This window comes from Streptomyces daghestanicus (genome assembly GCF_020521275.1).
GTDB classification, from domain to species: Bacteria; Actinomycetota; Actinomycetes; order Streptomycetales; family Streptomycetaceae; genus Streptomyces; species Streptomyces griseoviridis.
Genome location: NZ_BNDX01000016.1, coordinates 523,939 through 541,046 on the forward strand (window position 1 = coordinate 523,939; position 17,108 = coordinate 541,046).

15 protein-coding genes are annotated in these 17,108 nt (G+C 75.2%); 9 read left to right on the forward strand and 6 right to left on the reverse strand.

All coding sequences use genetic code 11. The features are described from left to right. The first annotated feature begins 101 nt into the window (after nt 1-101). The 3 genes from Sdagh_RS29095 to Sdagh_RS29105 all read left to right on the forward strand — a co-directional run bounded on the left by Sdagh_RS29095 (nt 102) and on the right by Sdagh_RS29105 (nt 5,214). Nucleotides 102-1,511 carry an APC family permease gene (locus Sdagh_RS29095; protein WP_189412438.1) on the forward strand — a complete coding sequence of 470 codons (1,410 nt, stop codon included), beginning with the start codon at nt 102-104 and terminating at the stop codon, nt 1,509-1,511. Nucleotides 1,512-1,689: 178 nt separating this feature from the next. Further along, a complete protein-coding gene (locus tag Sdagh_RS29100; protein ID WP_189412446.1) occupies nt 1,690-4,326 on the forward strand; it encodes an alpha/beta fold hydrolase in 2,637 nt (878 codons plus the stop codon). 3 nt (nt 4,327-4,329) lie between these two features. Further along, nucleotides 4,330-5,214, forward strand: a complete 885-nt coding sequence (locus tag Sdagh_RS29105) for an ABC transporter permease (RefSeq protein WP_189412448.1) — start codon at nt 4,330-4,332, stop codon at nt 5,212-5,214. Between the two features lie 15 nt (nt 5,215-5,229). Here Sdagh_RS29105 and Sdagh_RS29110 read toward each other — a convergent pair whose 3' ends face one another. Then, a complete protein-coding gene (locus Sdagh_RS29110) occupies nt 5,230-5,964 on the reverse strand; it encodes an SDR family oxidoreductase (RefSeq protein ID WP_190077205.1) in 735 nt (244 codons plus the stop codon). Nucleotides 5,965-6,092: 128 nt separating this feature from the next. Here Sdagh_RS29110 and Sdagh_RS29115 point away from each other — a divergent pair, with 128 nt between their 5' ends. Continuing rightward, nucleotides 6,093-6,710: a TetR-like C-terminal domain-containing protein gene (locus Sdagh_RS29115; RefSeq protein WP_226535938.1), complete on the forward strand. Its 618-nt coding sequence runs from the start codon at nt 6,093-6,095 to the stop codon at nt 6,708-6,710. Between the two features lie 101 nt (nt 6,711-6,811). After that, entirely contained in the window at nt 6,812-8,737 is a 1,926-nt protein-coding gene (locus tag Sdagh_RS29120; protein WP_190077206.1) for an AMP-dependent synthetase/ligase, read from the forward strand. Nucleotides 8,738-8,801: 64 nt separating this feature from the next. Here Sdagh_RS29120 and Sdagh_RS29125 read toward each other — a convergent pair whose 3' ends face one another. Further along, entirely contained in the window at nt 8,802-9,194 is a 393-nt protein-coding gene (locus tag Sdagh_RS29125) for a rodlin (protein ID WP_189412454.1), read from the reverse strand. A gap of 249 nt (nt 9,195-9,443) precedes the next feature. Here Sdagh_RS29125 and rdlA point away from each other — a divergent pair, with 249 nt between their 5' ends. The 3 genes from rdlA to Sdagh_RS36770 all read left to right on the forward strand — a co-directional run bounded on the left by rdlA (nt 9,444) and on the right by Sdagh_RS36770 (nt 11,269). Continuing rightward, nucleotides 9,444-9,839 (forward strand): rodlin RdlA, encoded by a 396-nt coding sequence (gene rdlA, locus Sdagh_RS29130; protein ID WP_189412456.1) that lies wholly within the window; start codon nt 9,444-9,446, stop codon nt 9,837-9,839. A 289-nt stretch (nt 9,840-10,128) separates the two neighbouring features. After that, nucleotides 10,129-10,356, forward strand: a complete 228-nt coding sequence (gene chpD, locus Sdagh_RS29135; RefSeq protein ID WP_189413756.1) for a chaplin ChpD — start codon at nt 10,129-10,131, stop codon at nt 10,354-10,356. Between the two features lie 133 nt (nt 10,357-10,489). Beyond that, entirely contained in the window at nt 10,490-11,269 is a 780-nt protein-coding gene (locus tag Sdagh_RS36770) for a chaplin (RefSeq protein ID WP_190077267.1), read from the forward strand. A gap of 37 nt (nt 11,270-11,306) precedes the next feature. Here the strand turns inward: Sdagh_RS36770 and Sdagh_RS29145 are convergent, their stop codons facing one another. Continuing rightward, the gene (locus Sdagh_RS29145) at nt 11,307-12,635 is read right to left on the reverse strand and encodes a carboxylate--amine ligase (protein WP_226535940.1); all 1,329 of its coding nucleotides are present in this window, start codon (nt 12,633-12,635) and stop codon (nt 11,307-11,309) included. Nucleotides 12,636-12,778: 143 nt separating this feature from the next. Between Sdagh_RS29145 and Sdagh_RS29150 the strand changes: the two genes are divergently transcribed. Then, nucleotides 12,779-14,113 (forward strand): glycoside hydrolase family 26 protein, encoded by a 1,335-nt coding sequence (locus tag Sdagh_RS29150; RefSeq protein WP_190077207.1) that lies wholly within the window; start codon nt 12,779-12,781, stop codon nt 14,111-14,113. 16 nt (nt 14,114-14,129) lie between these two features. Here Sdagh_RS29150 and Sdagh_RS29155 read toward each other — a convergent pair whose 3' ends face one another. The 3 genes from Sdagh_RS29155 to Sdagh_RS29165 are packed head-to-tail and all read right to left on the reverse strand — an operon-like array spanning nt 14,130 to nt 17,097. Then, nucleotides 14,130-15,233 carry a GNAT family N-acetyltransferase gene (locus Sdagh_RS29155; RefSeq protein WP_190077208.1) on the reverse strand — a complete coding sequence of 368 codons (1,104 nt, stop codon included), beginning with the start codon at nt 15,231-15,233 and terminating at the stop codon, nt 14,130-14,132. Continuing rightward, nucleotides 15,230-15,937: a YveK family protein gene (locus Sdagh_RS29160; RefSeq protein ID WP_189412463.1), complete on the reverse strand. Its 708-nt coding sequence runs from the start codon at nt 15,935-15,937 to the stop codon at nt 15,230-15,232. The genes Sdagh_RS29155 and Sdagh_RS29160 overlap by 4 nt, the downstream gene beginning before the upstream one ends. Beyond that, nucleotides 15,934-17,097 (reverse strand): glycosyltransferase, encoded by a 1,164-nt coding sequence (locus tag Sdagh_RS29165; protein WP_370594962.1) that lies wholly within the window; start codon nt 17,095-17,097, stop codon nt 15,934-15,936. Before Sdagh_RS29165 ends, Sdagh_RS29160 begins: the two co-directional genes overlap by 4 nt. Nucleotides 17,098-17,108 lie beyond the last annotated feature (11 nt).

The following is a 17,108-nucleotide window of genomic DNA, read 5'->3' on the forward strand; positions in this document are numbered from 1 at the left end:
GCGCAACCGGGAGCGGAGAACTACGAGTACGCACTGATCCGCCGGAGGCGATAGCGCTCCCGTCCGTCACCCTCTGCCGCACGAGTCGATCGGACCGCCGCATGACCGACACGCTCCGCCCCGCCGAACTCCACGTCCCCCCGGCACCGGACGGCAGCCACAGCAGTCCCCGGACCCTCAAGCGCTCCATCGGCGTCGTCGGTGGCACCCTGCTGACCCTCTCGTGCGTCACCCCCGCCTCCACCCTCTTCGTGGTCGTCCCCGACCTGTTCGGCTCGCTGGGCACGGCCACCGCCCTCACCGTCGCCATCGGCTCCCTGCTCTGTATCGCCGTGGCGTTCTGCTACTCCGAGCTGGGCACCCTCATCCCCAGCGCGGGCGGCGAGTACGCCATGGTGTCGACGATGGCCGGGCGGCTGGCGGGCTGGCTGGTCTTCGTCCTGTCCCTGCTGGTCGTGGTGATCGTCCCGCCGGTCATCGCGATGGGCACCGCCGACTACCTCGCCCCGATCGTCCACCTGGACCCGTCGGCCGCCGGTGCCGGAGTGATGGTGCTGGCCACCCTCGCCGGTCTGCTCGACCTGCGCGCCAACGCCTGGATCACCGGCGTCTTCCTGGTCCTGGAGGTCATCGCGGCGGCGCTGGTCGCGGTGCTGGGCTTCGCCCACTCCGAGCGCGGCCTCGGCAGCCTCGCCTCGATGCAGGTGGCCGGCGCGGACGGTCACGCGGACGTCGTCACCGGCATGCTGGTCGTCTCCGGTCTGGCCATCGCCCTCTTCGTCACCCAGGGCTTCTCCACGGCCGTCTACCTGTCCGAGGAACTGGAGAACCCGCGCCGCAACGTCGCCCGCACGGTCCTGGCCACCCTCGCCATCTCCACCGCGATCATCCTGGTCCCGGTCGTCGCCATCACCCTGGGCGCCGCCGACCTGTCCGAGCTGACCGGCGGCGACATCGGCGCCATGGTCACCGCCTGGTCCAACTCCGCCACCGGCACCTTCGTCAGCCTCTGCGTCGCCCTCGCCATCATCAACGCGGGCATCGTGATGGTCATCCAGAACTCCCGCGTCCTGTTCGCCTCCGCCCGTGACAAGGCGTGGCCCGGCCCGGTCAACACCGTCTTCGCCAAGCTCGGCCGCTTCGGCTCCCCCTGGGTCGCCACCCTCGCCGTCGGCGTGCCCGGCGCCGCCCTCTGCTTCGTCAACCTGGACACCCTGTACGGCGTCACCGGCGTCTCCGTCACCGGCATGTACCTGCTGGTCGCAGTCGCCGCCCTGCTGGGCCGCCGCGGCCACCACCACCACGCCGCGGCCTGGCGCATGCCCCTGTGGCCGGCGGTCCCCGTCCTCCTGATCGCGGTCCTCGCCTACATCCTGACCCAGCAGGAGACGGAGTACCTGCTCTGGACGGGCGGCATCGCGGCGGCGGCGACTCTCTACTGGGCCTTCTACCTCCGCCCCCGCAAGGACACCCGCTGGCTGGTCTCGATCCCCGAGGACACGGGGGCCTGAAGTCCCGAAGGGGCAAAGGCGTTTCAGGGCGCGGGGAACCGCACGACAAGCCACGACACACCCGCGCCCGCCTACCCCATCCGCAGTACCCGCCCCTCCCGCGTACGACCGGGGGAGGGCACCCGTCTCACCCCCCGGTCGACAACTCCCCGACAGCTGAACCCCGTACCGTTGCCGCATGGATCTTCGACTGCCCGGCACCCGCCGCCGGCTGGCCGCCACGGCCATCGTGCTGGCCGCCGGCCTCGGCATCGGCACGTACACCGCCGCGGCCGACGACGACCCACCCCCGGTGCGCCGCACCGACCACACCCTGACCACCGCCCCCGGCATCCGCGTCGACACCTCGTACTTCACCGCCGCCGGTGACGGCCGGCGCCCCGCCGTCCTCCTCGGCCACGGCTTCGGCGGCACCAAGGACGACGTACGCCAACAGGCCGAGGACCTGGCCGCGGACGGCTACGCCGTCCTCACCTGGTCCGCCCGCGGCTTCGGCGACTCCACCGGCGAGATCGCCCTGAACGCCCCCGACGCAGAGGTCGCCGACGTCTCGCACCTCATCGACTGGCTCGCGGAGCAACCCGAGGTCCGGCTCGACCAGGCCGGCGACCCCCGGGTCGGCATGGCCGGCGCCAGCTACGGCGGCGCCATCGCCCTGCTGACCGCCGGACACGACGACCGCGTCGACGCCCTCGCGCCCGCGATCACGTACTGGAACCTCGCGGACGCCCTCTTCCCGGACGGCGTCTTCAAGAAGCTCTGGGCCGGCATCTTCGTCAACTCCGGCGGCGGCTGCGCCCGGTTCGAGGACGACCTCTGCGCGATGTACCAGCGCGTCGCCGAGTCCGGGAAGCCCGACGCCGCCGCCGTGAAACTGCTGGAGGAACGCAGCCCGCAGGCCGTCGGTGACCGCATCGACGTGCCCACCCTCCTCATGCAGGGGCAGACCGACTCCCTCTTCCCGCTCGGCCAGGCCGACGCCGCCGCGAAGGCGATCGAGGCCAACGGCGCCCCCGTCGACGTCGACTGGATCTCCGGCGGGCACGACGGTGGCGACCTGGAGGCCGGCCGCGTCCAGGCCCGCACCGAGGCGTGGTTCGACCGCTACCTGAAGGGCGACGAGGGCGCCGCCACCGGCCCCGCCTTCCGCGTCACCCGCACCCTCGGCACCGGCAGCGGCGACGGCGAACCCCGCCTCGGCGGTGTCGACGCCGACCGCTACCCCGGCCTGGCGGCCGACCGGGAGACCGTCGGACTGACCGGCCGGGAACAGCGCTTCGAGAACCCGGCCGGCGCGAGCCCGCCCTCCGTCTCCGCCCTGCCGGGCCTCGGCGGCGCGGGCGGCCTCTCCCAGCTCTCCGCCCTCGGCCTCGGCGTCTCCCTGGACTTCCCCGGCCAGTACGCGGCGTTCGAGTCGGAGCCGCTCACCGGCGACCTCCAGATCACCGGCTCGCCCACCGTCACCGTCCGCGTGAGGTCCACCTCCGACGACGCGGTCCTCTTCGCCAAGCTGTACGACGTCGCCCCCGGCGGAACAGGCCGGCAGGTGCTCCCCGCCCAGCTCGTCACCCCCCTGCGCGTCACCGGCGCGCGGGCGGGCAAGGACGTCACCGTCACCCTCCCGGCCATCGACCACGAGGTCGCCGCCGGCCACCGCCTCCGCGTCGTCCTCTCCTCCACCGACCTCGGCTACGCCTCCCCGGCGGAGCCCGCGACGTACACGGTCTCCGTCCAGGGCGCCCTGGAGGTGCCGACCGGCCTCGGCGCGACCGGGCAGACGGCCGGGCTGCCCTCCTGGGTCTGGTGGGCGCCGCTCGCCGGCGCGGCCGTCGCCGCCGCGCTGCTGCTGACCGCCCGCCGCCGCACCACCGCCCCGCCCCCCGACCCGGCCCTCGCCGAGGTCCCCCTCCAGATCACCGGCCTGACCAAGAAGTACGCGAAGAACAGCGACCGGTACGCGGTCCGCGACCTCTCCTTCCGCGTCGAGCAGGGCCAGGTGCTGGGCCTGCTCGGCCCCAACGGCGCCGGCAAGACCACCACCCTGCGCATGCTGATGGGCCTGATCACCCCCGACGGCGGCGAGATCCGCGTCTTCGGGCACGCCATCGCCCCCGGCGCCCCCGTCCTCTCCCGCGTCGGCGCCTTCGTGGAGGGCGCCGGCTTCCTGCCGCACCTGTCCGGCCGGGAGAACCTGGAACTGTACTGGCGGGCCACCGGCCGCCCGGCCGAGGACGCCCACCTGGAGGAGGCCCTGGAGATCGCCGGCCTGGGCGACGCCCTGGCCCGCGCGGTACGGACGTACTCCCAGGGCATGCGCCAGCGGCTCGCCATCGCCCAGGCCATGCTGGGCCTGCCGGACCTGCTCATCCTCGACGAGCCGACCAACGGTCTCGATCCGCCGCAGATCCGCGAGATGCGCGAGGTGATGATCCGTTACGCGGCGGCCGGCCGCACGGTCATCGTCTCCAGCCACCTCCTCGCCGAGGTCGAGCGGTCCTGCACCCACCTGGTGGTCATGGACCACGGACGGCTGGTCCAGGCGGGCCCGGTCCGGGAGATCATCGGTTCCGGCGACACCCTGCTGGTGGGCACCGCCGAGCCGCTGCGGGAACCGGTCGTGGAGAAGGTCGCCGCGCTGGACGGGGTGGCCTCCGCCGTGCCCGCCGACGACGGCTGCGCCCTGCTGGTCCGCCTGGAACCCGGCACCACCGCCCGCCGGCTGGTCGCCGAACTGGTCCGGCTGGACGTCCCGGTGGAGTCGGTCGGCCCGCACCGCCGTCTCGAAGACGCCTTCCTCACCCTGATCGGAGACTGACCCATGCGCACGCTCACCGGGCGAGCCGGGCGGGCCGGGCCGCCCCGCGCGGTCGCCGAGGGCTACCGGGCGGGCCGCACCCTGCCGGTCCGGGTCGAGCTGATCCGCCAGCTCAAGCGCCGCCGCACCCTCGTCATGGGCGGCATCCTGTTCGCCCTGCCCTTCGTGCTGCTGATCGCGTTCGCGGTCGGCGGGGAACCGGAGGGCCGGGCGGGCCAGGTCTCCCTGATGGACTCGGCCACCGCCTCCGGCGCCAACTTCGCCGCCGTCACCCTGTTCGCCTCCGCCGGTTTCCTGCTGGTCGTCCCCGTCGCCCTGTTCTGCGGGGACACGGTCGCCTCGGAGGCCGGCTGGTCGTCCCTGCGCTACCTGCTGGCGGCACCCGTCCCGCGCGCCCGCCTGCTGCTGTCCAAGCTGGCCGTCGGCCTCGGCCTCAGCCTCGCCGCGATCGTCCTGCTGCCCCTGGTCGCCCTCGCCGTCGGCACCGCCGCCTACGGCTGGGGCCCGCTGGAGCTGCCCACCGGCGGCACCCTGCCCACGGACACCGCCGCCGCCCGGCTCGCGCTGACGGTGGCGTACGTCTTCGTCTCCCAGCTCGTCACCGCCGCGCTGGCGTTCTGGCTCTCTACCCGGACCGACGCCCCGCTCGGCGCGGTCGGCGGCGCGGTGGGCCTGACCATCATCGGCAACGTCCTGGACGAGGTGACCGCCCTGGGCGACTGGCGCTCCTTCCTGCCCGCGCACTGGCAGTACGCCTGGCTCGACGCCGTCCAGCCCCAGCTCGACCTGACCCGCATGATCCAGGGCACCTCCCTGTCGGTGACGTACGCCCTGGTCCTCCTCGCCCTGGCCTTCCGCGGCTTCGCCCGCAAGGACGTCGTGTCCTGAGGCGGCCACGGGCCGTCAGGCGATACCGCCGTTGGCGAAGAGCACCTGGCCGTTGACCCAGCGGCCGGGGCCGGCCAGGAAGGCGACGGTCTCGGCGATGTCCTCGGGGGTGCCGAGGCGCTCCAGCGGAGGCTGCGCCGCCAGCCGGGCCACCGTCTCCTCGTCCTTGCCGTCCAGGAAGAGCGGGGTGGCGGTCGGGCCGGGCGCGACCGCGTTGACCGTGATGTCCCGGCCCCGCAGCTCACGGGCGAGGACCAGGGTCATCGCCTCGACGGCGCCCTTGCTCGCGGCGTAGGCGGCGTAGCCGGGCGCGGCGAGCCGGGTGATGGACGTCGAGAAGGTGATGACGGCCCCGCCGGCGCGGACCCGGCGCGCGGCCTGCCGGGCGACCACGAAGGTGCCGCGGATGTTGGTGCGGTGCATCCGGTCCAGCGCGTCGAGGTCGAACTCGGCGACCGGCCCGAGCACCATCACCCCGGCGGTGTTGACCACCACGTCGATCCGGCCGAACTCCTCCTCCACCGTGTCGAACGCCGCGCTCATCGCGGTCTCGTCGGCGACGTCGCCCCGCACGGCGACGGCCCGGCCGCCGGCCCGCTGGACGGCGCCGACGACCTCCCGCGCGGCGGCGGCGTTGCCGGCGTAGTGCACGCCGACCGCCGTCCCGTCCGCCGCCAGCCGCTCGGCGACGGCGCGGCCGATGCCGCCGGACGCCCCGGTGACCAGTGCGGCACGAGTGATCTCGGACATGGGATACCACCTCACGCGGTAAGGGACCACAGCCCCATTAATGAACGCCGAGTCCATATAAGCAGATGGTGGACGCACCGTCCATATGTCACAGTGTGTGTCCGGGAACCATGGACAGGAGGCGCGGAGTGACGGCGGAACGGGAGGCGCGGCCGGCGGGGGCACCGGTGCGGCGCGGTCGGGGGCGGCGCCCGGCGGACGAGGTGCGCGCCGAGGTGCTCGCCGCCGCCGGGGCCCTGCTGCTCCGCGAGGGCATGGCGGCCTTCACGATCGAACGGGTCGCGCAGGAGGCCGCGGTCAGCAAGACCACGCTCTACAAGTGGTGGCCCTCCCGCGGCACCCTCGCCCTCGACGGCTACTTCCACGCCGTGGAGTCCACCCTCGCCTTCCCCGACACCGGTGACATCAGGGCCGATCTGACGGCCCAGGTGCGGGCCTTCGTCCGGCTGCTCGCCGGGACCTCGGCCGGCCGGGTCATCGCCGAACTGATCGGCCAGGCGCAGACCGACCCCGCCCTGTCCGCCGCGCTGCTGGAGCGCTACTCCGGCCCCCGGCGCGACCTCGCGGTCGCGCGCCTGCGGCGCGCCCAGGAGCAGGGCCGGCTCCGCGCCGACGCCGACCCGCGGATCCTGGTCGACCAGCTCTGGGGTGCCTGCTACCACCGGCTGCTGCTCCCCAACGAGCCCCTCACCGAGGAGTTCGCGGCCCGGCTCGTGGACAACCTCCTGCGCGGCGTCGCCGCCTGACCTCCCGCACCGGGTCACCGGGCGCGGCTCTTGACTTTCTTACGCGCGGGTAAGTTGACTCGTGAGTAAGAAAGCCGAGCCGCCTCGCACCGGGAGCCGCCATGGGCGTACGCAAGGATCTGAAACGGGCCGCACGCCGCACCGACCTGGCCGCCCGCGCCCGGGTCGAGCTGGTCAGGGACGGCTCCGGGGCGGTGCGCGAGGTCCGCACCGAGCCCCTGGTGCCGCCCCCGGCCACCGGCTCCACCGCCGACATCCCGTTCACCAACGCCGAGGAGGCCCCCGGCGCCGTCGTCCTGCGCCGCCCGGCCGGCGACGGCTGGCGGCCGGTGACCGCGGCGCAGTTCGCCCGCGAGGTCACCGCCGTCGCCAAGGGCCTGATCGCGGCCGGCCTGGAACCGGGCGGCCGGGTCGCCGTGATGTCCCGCACCCGCTACGAGTGGGCCGTCCTGGACTTCGCGATCTGGGCGGCCGGCGGCCAGACCGTCCCCGTCTACGCCACCTCCTCCGCCGACCAGGTCGAGTGGATCGTCCGCGACTCCGGCGCCCGGCACCTCGTCACCGAGACCGCCGCGCACACGGCCACGGCCGCCGCCGCCACCGCGGACCACCCCGACCGCCCCCGAGTCTGGGAACTGGACGCCGGCGCCCTCGCCGACCTCACCGCCCTCGGCGCCGGGGTCCCGGACGAGGAGGTCGCCAAACGCCGCGCCGCCCTCACCCCGGACACCGCGGCGACCCTCTGCTACACCTCCGGCACCACCGGCCGTCCCAAGGGCTGCGTCCTCACCCACGCCAACCTGCACGCCGAAGCCGCCAACACGGTCGAGCTGCTGCACCCCGTCTTCAAGGCCGTCACCGGCCAGACCGCCTCCACGCTCCTCTTCCTCCCCCTCGCCCACATCCTGGGCCGCACCCTCCAGATCGCCTGCCTGCTGGCCCGCATCGAGGTCGGCCACTTCCCCAGCATCAGACCGGCCGAGCTCCGCCCCGCCCTCAAGTCCTTCCGCCCGACCTTCCTGGTCGGCGTCCCGTACCTCTTCGAGAAGATCCACGACACCGGCCGGGCCACCGCCGAGAAGCTCGGCCGCGGCGCCTCCTTCGACCGCGCGCACCGTGTCGCCGTCCGCTTCGGCGAGGCCCATCTGAACCACTTCCTCGGCCGCGGCAAGGGCCCCGGCCCCGGCCTCCGGGCCGCCTGGGCCCTGTACGACCTGCTGGTCTACCGCCGTGTCCGCAAGGAACTGGGCGGCCGGCTGCGCTACGCCATCAGCGGCGGCTCCCCCCTGGCACGCGACCTCAACCTGTTCTTCTACGCCGCCGGCATCATGATCTACGAGGGCTACGGCCTCACCGAGACCACCGCCGCCGCCACCGTCGTCCCGCCCCTGGAGCCCCGCCCCGGCACCGTCGGCCGGCCCGTCCCCGGCACCCGCGTCCGCATCGCCGACGACGGCGAGGTGCAGGTCGCCGGCGGCATCGTCTTCGGCTCCTACCGGGGCGACCCGCGGGCCACCGCCGAGGCCCTGGCCGGCGGCTGGTTCGCCACCGGCGACCTCGGCGCCCTCGACCGGGACGGCTACCTGACCATCACCGGCCGCAAGAAGGACCTTCTGGTCACCTCCGGCGGCAAGAACGTCTCCCCGGCCGTCCTGGAGGACCGCCTGCGCAGCCGCCCGCCGATCGGCCAGTGCCTCGTCGTCGGCGACAACCGCCCCTACGTCGGCGCCCTGATCACCCTCGACCCGGACGCCGTCGCCCACTGGCTGGCGGTACGGAAGCTCCCCGCCGACACCCCACCGGCGGAGCTGGCCCGCGACGAACGGCTGCGCGCCGACGTCCAGCGCGCCGTCGACCACGCCAACGAGGCCGTCTCCCGTGCCGAGTCCATCCGCGCCTGGCGCCTGATCGACGGCGAGTTCACCGAGGAGAACGGGCTGCTCACCCCGTCGCTGAAGGTGAAACGGCAGGCGGCGACGGCGGCCTACGCCCATGAGATAGAGGCGCTGTACGCCCCCCGCCCCTGATCCCCCCATGCGAAAGGGGCGGGACCCCGGCCGCCGGCCGGTGTCCCGCCCCTCGGCGCGGTGCTCAGCCCTCGCCGTTGGCCGACAGGATCGACACGTCCTCCAGCAGGTGGGCCAGCGCGCCGTCGCGCTTGGTCTGCGTGGAGTTCTCGGCGCACTGCTGGTTCATGTCGTCCGACAGGATCGGGACGTCCTGGAGCGAGACGATGTTCACGATCGGGACGTTGATGTCCTCCAGCGCGAGGCAGGGCTTGTTGAAGGAGCCCTGGATGAGCGCCATCTGCGGGCTCATGTTGCCGTAGGTCGCCGAGTTGCCGAAGTACTGGGCGGCGCCGTTGCCGTTGGCGACGGCCGGACCGCTGTCGTCGCCGATCGCCATCGCCTGCGGAGCCGTGGCAGCGGAGGCACCGATGACGGAAGCGGCGATCGCTGCGGAGGCGAAAACCTTCTTGATCACTGACAGTCCTTTCTGAGGAAACCCCGACCACCGGAGCCCCCTGGTCAACTTCACGCCTACGGCGGGGTTTCTCCCGTTCACCCCTGTGGCCCACACCCGGCTGTTTATGCGATCTTCTCCCGCGGCGCCCCTGCCTTGGCCTTTCCGGAACCCGTGCGGGCCAACCGGGTGAACGCCCGAAACCATTCATCTCCCGCCGGGTTGATGAGGCCGTAGGACAGTGCGTCGCTACGAGGAAAGGAACGCGAAGTGCTCAAGAAGGCAATGGTCGCCGCGGCGGCCGCCGCTTCTGTCATCGGTATGTCGGTGGCGGCTGCTCCCCAGGCGCTTGCCATCGGGGACGACAACGGCCCGGCCGTCGCCAACGGCAACGGCTCCTCCAGCAAGTTCGGCAACTCCTCGACCAAGGGCGACATGAGCCCGCAGCTCTCGCTCGTCGACGGCTCGCTGAACAAGCCGTGCGCGGCCCTGGAGGACATCAACGTCGCCGTCATCAACCTCGTGCCGATCCAGGACGTGCCGATCCTCTCGGACGACCTGGCCCAGCAGTGCAGCGACAACTCCACGCAGGCCAAGCGCGACGGCGCCCTCTCGCACATCCTGGAGGACCTGTCGGTCCTCTCGGCCAACGGCGAGGGTCGCTGAGCCGTATCCCGCCCGGTCCGGGCGGCCCGCTGACTTCCCCGTGGGCCGCCCGGCCGTGCCCGGCCTGAATTCCGGGTGCGCGGAAACACGACGCCATCGCTCTGATGGACGTACGGCCGAACCGCGTTCCGGGGCATTCGAGTGAATACCCCCGGCGTACACGTTCCGCAGTTTCTCCGGCCGTCAATTCCTCGTTTGCAGGCTGCTGGTCATGGTGCGAGCCGTCAATGCTGTGCTCGCACGGCTTTCGAGCCGACACTCAGTCATGACCGCAGAGAAGGGAAAGTTCATGAAGAAGAGCGCTGCTGTCGTCGCAGGCGCCATCCTGGCCTTCGGCGGTGCCGCCCCGGCTTTCGCCGACGCGGGTGCCGAAGGTGCCGCGGTCAAGTCCCCGGGCGTCCTGTCCGGCAACGTGGTGCAGGTTCCCGTGCACGTTCCCGTCAACGTGTGCGGCAACACCATCAACGTCGTCGGTCTGCTGAACCCGGCGTTCGGCAACAAGTGCGTGAACGACTGACGTCGCTCGCGCACCAGCCGTCCGGCTGCGTCACGGCCGGCCCTGGCCAACTCGATTGGCTCCGGGGCCGGCCTTTTCCCACTTTCTCCAAGCAGGAAGACGAACGAGAGTGCGACAGACCCTGAGCAGGGGAATGGTCGTGGCAGCCGCCGCGACGAGTGTTCTGTCCCTGTGCGGCAGCCCCGCCCTTGCCGACTCGCAGGCGGACGGGGCCGCCAAGGACTCGCCGGGCGTGGTGTCCGGCAACGCCGTCCAGGTGCCGATCGACATCCCGGTCAACGCCTGCGGCAACACCGTCGACGTGATCGCGGCCCTGAACCCCGCGTTCGGCAACGCCTGCGCCAACACCGGCGCGGACGACCAGGGGCACGGACACGGCGGATACGGCCACGACGGGCCGTCCGCCGGCCACGGCGGTCACGGCGGTCACTCCGGCCCCGACGGCGCCGCCGCGCAGGGCCACGCCGTGGGCTCGCCCGGCGTCGGCTCCGGCAACAACGCCCAGGTCCCGGTCGACATCCCGGTCAACGCCTGCGGCAACACCGTCGACGTGATCGCGGCCCTGAACCCCGCGTTCGGCAACTCCTGCGAGAACGGCGGCGACGACAAGACCCCGCCACCGCCCGGCTACGGCCACGAGGAGCCGCCGCACACCCCACCGCCGACGCACCACACGCCGCCGCCGGAGCACCACACCCCGCCGCCGCAGCACCACACGCCGCCGCCCGCGCACCACACCCCGCCGCCCGCCGAGGAGGAGGCGCCGCCCGCCATTGACACCGAGCACCCGCCGGCGCTGGCCGAGACCGGCAGCCACGGCGACGCCCTCGCGGGCGCCGCGGCCGGCTCCGCCGCGCTGATCGCCGCGGGCGCCGTCCTGTACCGCCGCAGCCGGACCGCGTCCCGGCGCTGAGCCATCCAGGGCCGTCCACCCTGCGGGTGCCGGGCGCTCACGCGTCCGGCACCCGCGGTGCCGTGTCCGGGCTCAGCGGCGGCCCGCCCGCTCGTCGTCGCAGCGTCCCGTCGGTTCGGACGGCCCCGGCCTGGCCCGGCACCCGTGCCGTCCGCCGCCGCGCGGCCCGCCCGTCCGCCGCCTCCGTCGCCACCGGACGGGGCCGCCCGAGCAGCCGGCCCGCCGCGTGCCGGCCCCACAGCCCCCACAGCGCCCGTCCGGGCCCCGGGTCGTCCGCCGCGTGCCAGGCCAGCTCCCGCCCGCCGCGCACCGGCCGCAGCGCGGTCAGCGGCGCGTAGTTCTCCACCACGAACATCCGCCCCGGCCGCGGCGCCCCCGTCGGCACCGCCCGCCCGGTGAGGTCCAGGTGGAGGGCGCGTACGACGTCCAGCCCCGCGCTGTCCGTGAACAGGCGGAACTGGGCGCCGGGCCGGGGGTTGAAGTCCAGCAGGTGGTAGTCGCCGCTCGTGCCGCAGCACCGGAAGTCCAGGTCGAGGACGCCCCGGTAGCCCAGCTCGCCGACGAGCCGTTCGGCCAGCGCCCGCAGCCGCGGGTTCGGCGTCCACCGGCCGGCCGCGGTGAGCCCGGCGCCGCGCGGCCTGGCCCGCGTCTTGCGGCCCGCGCCGCCCGCTCGGAGCGCGCCGCCCCGATCGGCGTACCCGTGGAAGAACCAGTCCCGGTCCCGGCCCGACGGCAGGTACGCCTGGAGCAGCAGCCGGCTGCCCGCCTCGCCGGCCCGCAGACACAGCTCACGGGCCTGCCGTGCCGAGCCCACCAGCACCGTGCTGCGCAGCCCGCCGCCCGGCGGCAGCAGCCAGGGCCGGCTCCACTTCGCCACCGCCGGCAGCCCCAGCCGCGCCACCGCCCGCGCCGCCTCCGCCGGCCCGTCCGGGACCAGGGTGCGCGGATGCGGCACGCCCAGCGCGGCACAGAGCAGCGCCAGTTCGGCCTTGTCGGCGACCCGCTCGGGCAGCCCGGCGGGCGGCGCCGGCAGCAGGAAACCGGGCGTCAGCGCGGCCCGGACCCGGTCCACCGCGACGGCGCCGGCGTCGTCCAGCGGGATCAGCACGGCGGGCCGGCCGATCCGCGCCGCGACCCGGCCGAGGACGGCCGCGACCTCGGCCGGACCGGCGCCGGGCGCCGGCGGGGCGTGCAGCGCGGCGAGGTGGCGGGAGGCGGCCACCGGGCTGCCCGCGCAGTCGGCGACCACGTGCGCCTCCAGGCCCGCCCGGCCGAGCGAGCGCACGGCGCCCAGCGTGCCGTGGTGGAAGGGGTTGCGGTCGGTCCGCAGCAGGACGGCGGGGACGCGGACGTCGAACAGCGACACGGATGGTTGTCCTTCGGATCGGGTCACCGGTGCGGGCCGGCGGAACACTCGAACGCCGTAGCGGGGGTGGCGTGACGCACCTTCATATGACTGGCTGTCAGTAGCGGGAGCAGCCCCGGAACGCGCGGAGAGAGGGAGCCGGCATGTCTCCAGAGCAGTCACGGGTCCTCCGTGCCGGGCGGCGCCCGGCATGGCTCGCGGCGGCGGTGGCGGTCTCCGCCGTCCTCGCGGCGACGGCCCCCGGACAGGCCGCCGACGACCCGGCCGCGGCGTCCCCGGCCCCGGCGGCACCCCCGTCCTCGGCGGCACCTCCGTCCTCGACGGCGCCCCCGGCCCCGGCGGCGCCCTCGGTCCCTCCGGCGCCCGAGCCGTCCCCGGCACCGTCCTCCGCCCCCTCCGCGCAGCCGCCCGCCGCCCCCGCCTTCGGCGCCTACCTCGACTACGGGCCGCTCGGGGTGGCGCGGACGGCGGAGCTGAGCGACTGGCTCGGCGGCACCCGGCTGCGCGTCGGCCACACCTATCTGCCCGGCGACCGCTGGAGCAACATCGAGGGCGCCCCCGGCTTCCTCGACGTGTGGGCCGACTGGCGGAACGGGCAGGCCGACCGGATGCTCGTCCTCAACGTGCCCATGCTGGAGCGCAACGAGGAAGGGCTCGACGACGACGAGGTGCGCGAGCTGCTGCGCCGGGGCGCCACCGGCGACTTCGACCACCCCTTCCGGCGGCTGGCCGAACGGCTGGTCGCCCTCGGCGTCCCGGACACCGTGCTGGTCCTCGGCTGGGAGATGAACGGCACCACGTACACCCACCGCTGCGGGCCCGACCCCGAGGCGTGGAAGGCGTACTGGAACCGCATCGTCACGGCGATGCGCGCGGTGCCGGGCCAGCGGTTCCGCTTCGACTTCGCGCCGAGCCGGGGCCGGGACGCCGTGCCCTGGACCGACTGCTACCCCGGCGACGACACCGTCGACATCGTCGGCATGGACGCCTACGACCAGCCACACGGCATGCCCTTCGAGGAGCAGGTCAGCGAGCCGTACGGGCTCCAGGCGCACGTCGACTTCGCGCGCGCCCACGGCAAGCCCGTCTCGTACCCGGAGTGGGGGCTGTTCCGCAACGGCGACAACGCCGCGTACATGCGGCGGATGCTGGCCTGGATGGAGGAGCACGGGGCGTTGTACCACACGCTCACCGACTACTGCCCGCACGGCGTCTGGCAGTGCGACGAGAACCCCCGCGCCGCCGAGGTCTACCGGTCCGTGCTGTCCGGCCGCGCCGACGCGGAGACCCCCGGGCCGCAGCGGCCCGCGCCCACGCCCACGCCCACGCCCGTGCCCACCGCACCGTCGCCGGCCGAGCCGGACCCGCGGCGGGAGCCGCCGGGCGGGTGCCCGGCGCTCGGCCTCGACCACTGGATCGTGCAGTGGCTCGGCGGGAAGCGGTGCCCGGGCCCGGACCGGTGGGCGCGGACCCGGTAGCGCCCCGGCCCGGCGGTCACCGGCCGCCGGCACCGTGGCGCTCCCTCCACCGGCGGCGCAGCTCCTTGACCCGGCGCCGCGCCGCCAGGTCGGCCAGGGCCGCCGCCAGCAGGGGCGCGGTGCGCCGCCGGGCCAGCAGCAGCCGCCCGTTGACCACCGGCTCCGGGCGCCAGTGCCGCTTGTACGGCTCGTCGCCGCGCAGCAGGCTCAGCACCTCCCGCTCCCCGGCGCACACCTGCTCGGCACTCGCGGCCAGCAGCATCGCCGCGACATCGGCACGGCTCTCCCGCAGCCGGGGGTGGGCGCCGTAGAGGTAGCCGCCGGCCAGCCGCCGCGACAGCAGCGTCACGTCGACCGCCACCACCTCGTCGTCCAGCCGGAACTCGGTCACCACCGCGTCCCCCGACCGCACCATCGGCCCCACCGCCCGCACCAGGTGCTCCCGGAACCGGGGCCGCAGGTGCTCGGCCGTCACCTTCCGGCCCTGCCACTGGAGCCGGTGCAGCTCCAGCAGCCGGCACAGCGCCGCGTCCGTCTCCTCGGGCAGCACGGGCCGGCTCTTGACGCCGAGCGCGTCCAGCCGGCGCAGCTTGGCGCGCACCCGCTGCCGGGCCTTGCCGGAGGGCAGCCGGGCGGTCAGTTCGTCCAGGGGGACGGCGGGCAGCTCCAGGCAGAGGGAGTCGGCCACCCGGCGACGCGGACCGCGCCACCGCTCGTAGACCCGTTCGGCGGCGCCGCCGGGCCGCACCTCGCGCAGGTCGATCAGCGCGGTGCGCGCGGCCGAGGCCAGCCCGGCGGTGAGCGCCGCCGCCGCGCGCGGGCCCCGCTCGTCGTCCAGCAGGACGTCCCCGTAGTCCGAGACCGCGCCGCCCAGCGGCACCAGCGCGGGCACCGGCCGCGACACCAGGGTCAGCGGGGCCGCGCCCACGAGGTCCCGGCCGTCGTGGACGAGGACCAGCCGCAGCCGGCCGGGGCGGCCGTACGAGCGCCACCAGGCGTACAGCCAGGCGTGGCTCTGGAACGGGGTGGCCGCCGCGCACCGCCGGTACAGCCGCCCCCACTCGTCGGCCAGCCCGGCGAACACGCGCCCGTCGGTGACCAGCTCCGTCGTGTACGTCACCGCGGTGCGCGGACGCCGGCGGCGGCCGGGGCGGGGGAGGGCCCGGGGACGGCGGCCGGCTCCCGGCCCGGCGGGTCCCCGGCGGTCCGGCGCGGGCGGACCAGCAGCGCCAGGCCGCCCAGCAGGCCGCCCGCGCTCAGCCCGACCAGGCCGGTCACCGCGGGCGAGGCCGTCGACGGCTCGGCGGGCTCGGTGGCGCGGGCGAACCGGCGCAGGGTGACCCGGGTGCCGGCGGCGGAGTCCCTGGCGTGCCGGGTCAGGGCGCGGGTGACGGCGTCGGCCATGTCGGCGGCCAGGTCCGGGCGGGCGGAGGTGGCGCTGACGGAGACCATCGGGGCGTCCGGCGAGGTCTCGGCCCGTACGCTCGCCCGCAGTGTCGCCACCGGCACTCCCGCCCACACCTGGGCGTCCCCGAGCACGGCGAGCTGGGTGGCGACCCGGCCGTAGGCCTGGGCGAAACCCAGCGCGGCGGCCGGGTCGGAGCCCTTGCCGGGGACGGCGACGACATAGCTGGTGGCCGTGTACTGCGGGGTCCGGACCAGTCCGTACGCGCCGCCCGCGAGGCCGCCGGCGAGCGCGCCGGCGACCAGCAGCGACCAGGGGGGCAGGGCGCGGAGGCGGGACCGGACGGCGGCGGGCCGCCGGCGCCCGGCCCCGGCGGCGGCACCGGGCGCGGAACGGTCCTCGGACAGGTGCTCGGTCATACGGGGCTGACCTCCTGGGGCGCGGGGCGGGCGGCGGGGGACGAGGGGCGGGCGAGGAGGCCGGCGTAGAGGCCGGCCAGCCGGTCGGCGGCGCGCGTGACGCAGTAGTGCCGGGCGGCCGGCGGGGCGGTGCGCGGGCCGGGGCCGAGCGCCCGCAGCCCGGCCAGGGCCGCGGCGAACTCCGCCTCGCCGCCGCGCACCCGGCGGGCCAGCGGCGCCGCGCCCGGCGGCAGGTCCTCGACGGCCGGGCAGGAGGCGTACGCCACGGGCAGCCCCGCCGCCAGCCCCTCCACCACCGCGAGCCCGAACGCCTCCTCCGGGGACGGCGCGGCGAGCGCGTCCATCGCGCAGAGCAGGGCGGGCAGGTCCGGGCCGGGGGAGCCGTCGGGGACGTAAGGGCGTTCCCCGGCGAGCAGGACACGGTCGGCCACCCCGGCGGCGTGCGCGGCGCGGCGCAGCGCGTGCTCCTCGGGGCCGCCGCCGACCAGCAGCAGCCAGCAGTCCTCGGGGAGCAGGGCCAGGGCCCGGACGAGGACGCCGAACCGCTTGCCGCCGACCAGCCGGCCGACGCCGCCGACGACGTACGCGTCCTCCGGCAGCCCCAGCCGGCGGCGGGTGCGGTGCCGGGCGACCGGGTCGAAGCGGAACCGTTCCAGATCGATGCCGTTGGGGACGACGTGGACGCGGGAGGCGGGTACGCCCCAGCGGGCGAGCCGGGCGGCGACCGTGGGGGAGACCGCGACGGTGGCGCTGCCGAGCCGCTCCCCGGCCCGGTACAGCGCCCGGACGCCCGGGGACAGGCGGCGGCCCTCGATCCGGGTGTCGCCGAGGGAGTGCTCGGTGGCGACGACCGCGCGGACCCCGGCGAGGCGGGCGGCGAGCCGGCCGTAGAGGCAGGCCCGGTAGAGGTGGGTGTGGACCAGGTCGTAGCCGCCGGCCCGGATCAGCCGGGTCAGCCGGGGCAGCGCGGACAGGTCCCGGTTGCCGGCCATGCCGAGGTGGACCACGCGCACCCCGTCGGCGCGCAGCCCGTCGGCGACCGCGCCGGGGTTCTCCAGCGTCACGACGTCGCAGCGGACCGGCAGATGGCGCAGCAGCAGCCGCAGCTGCTGCTCGGCGCCGCCGGTGCCGAGGCCGGTGATGATGTGCAGCACCCTCACGTCGCCGCCCA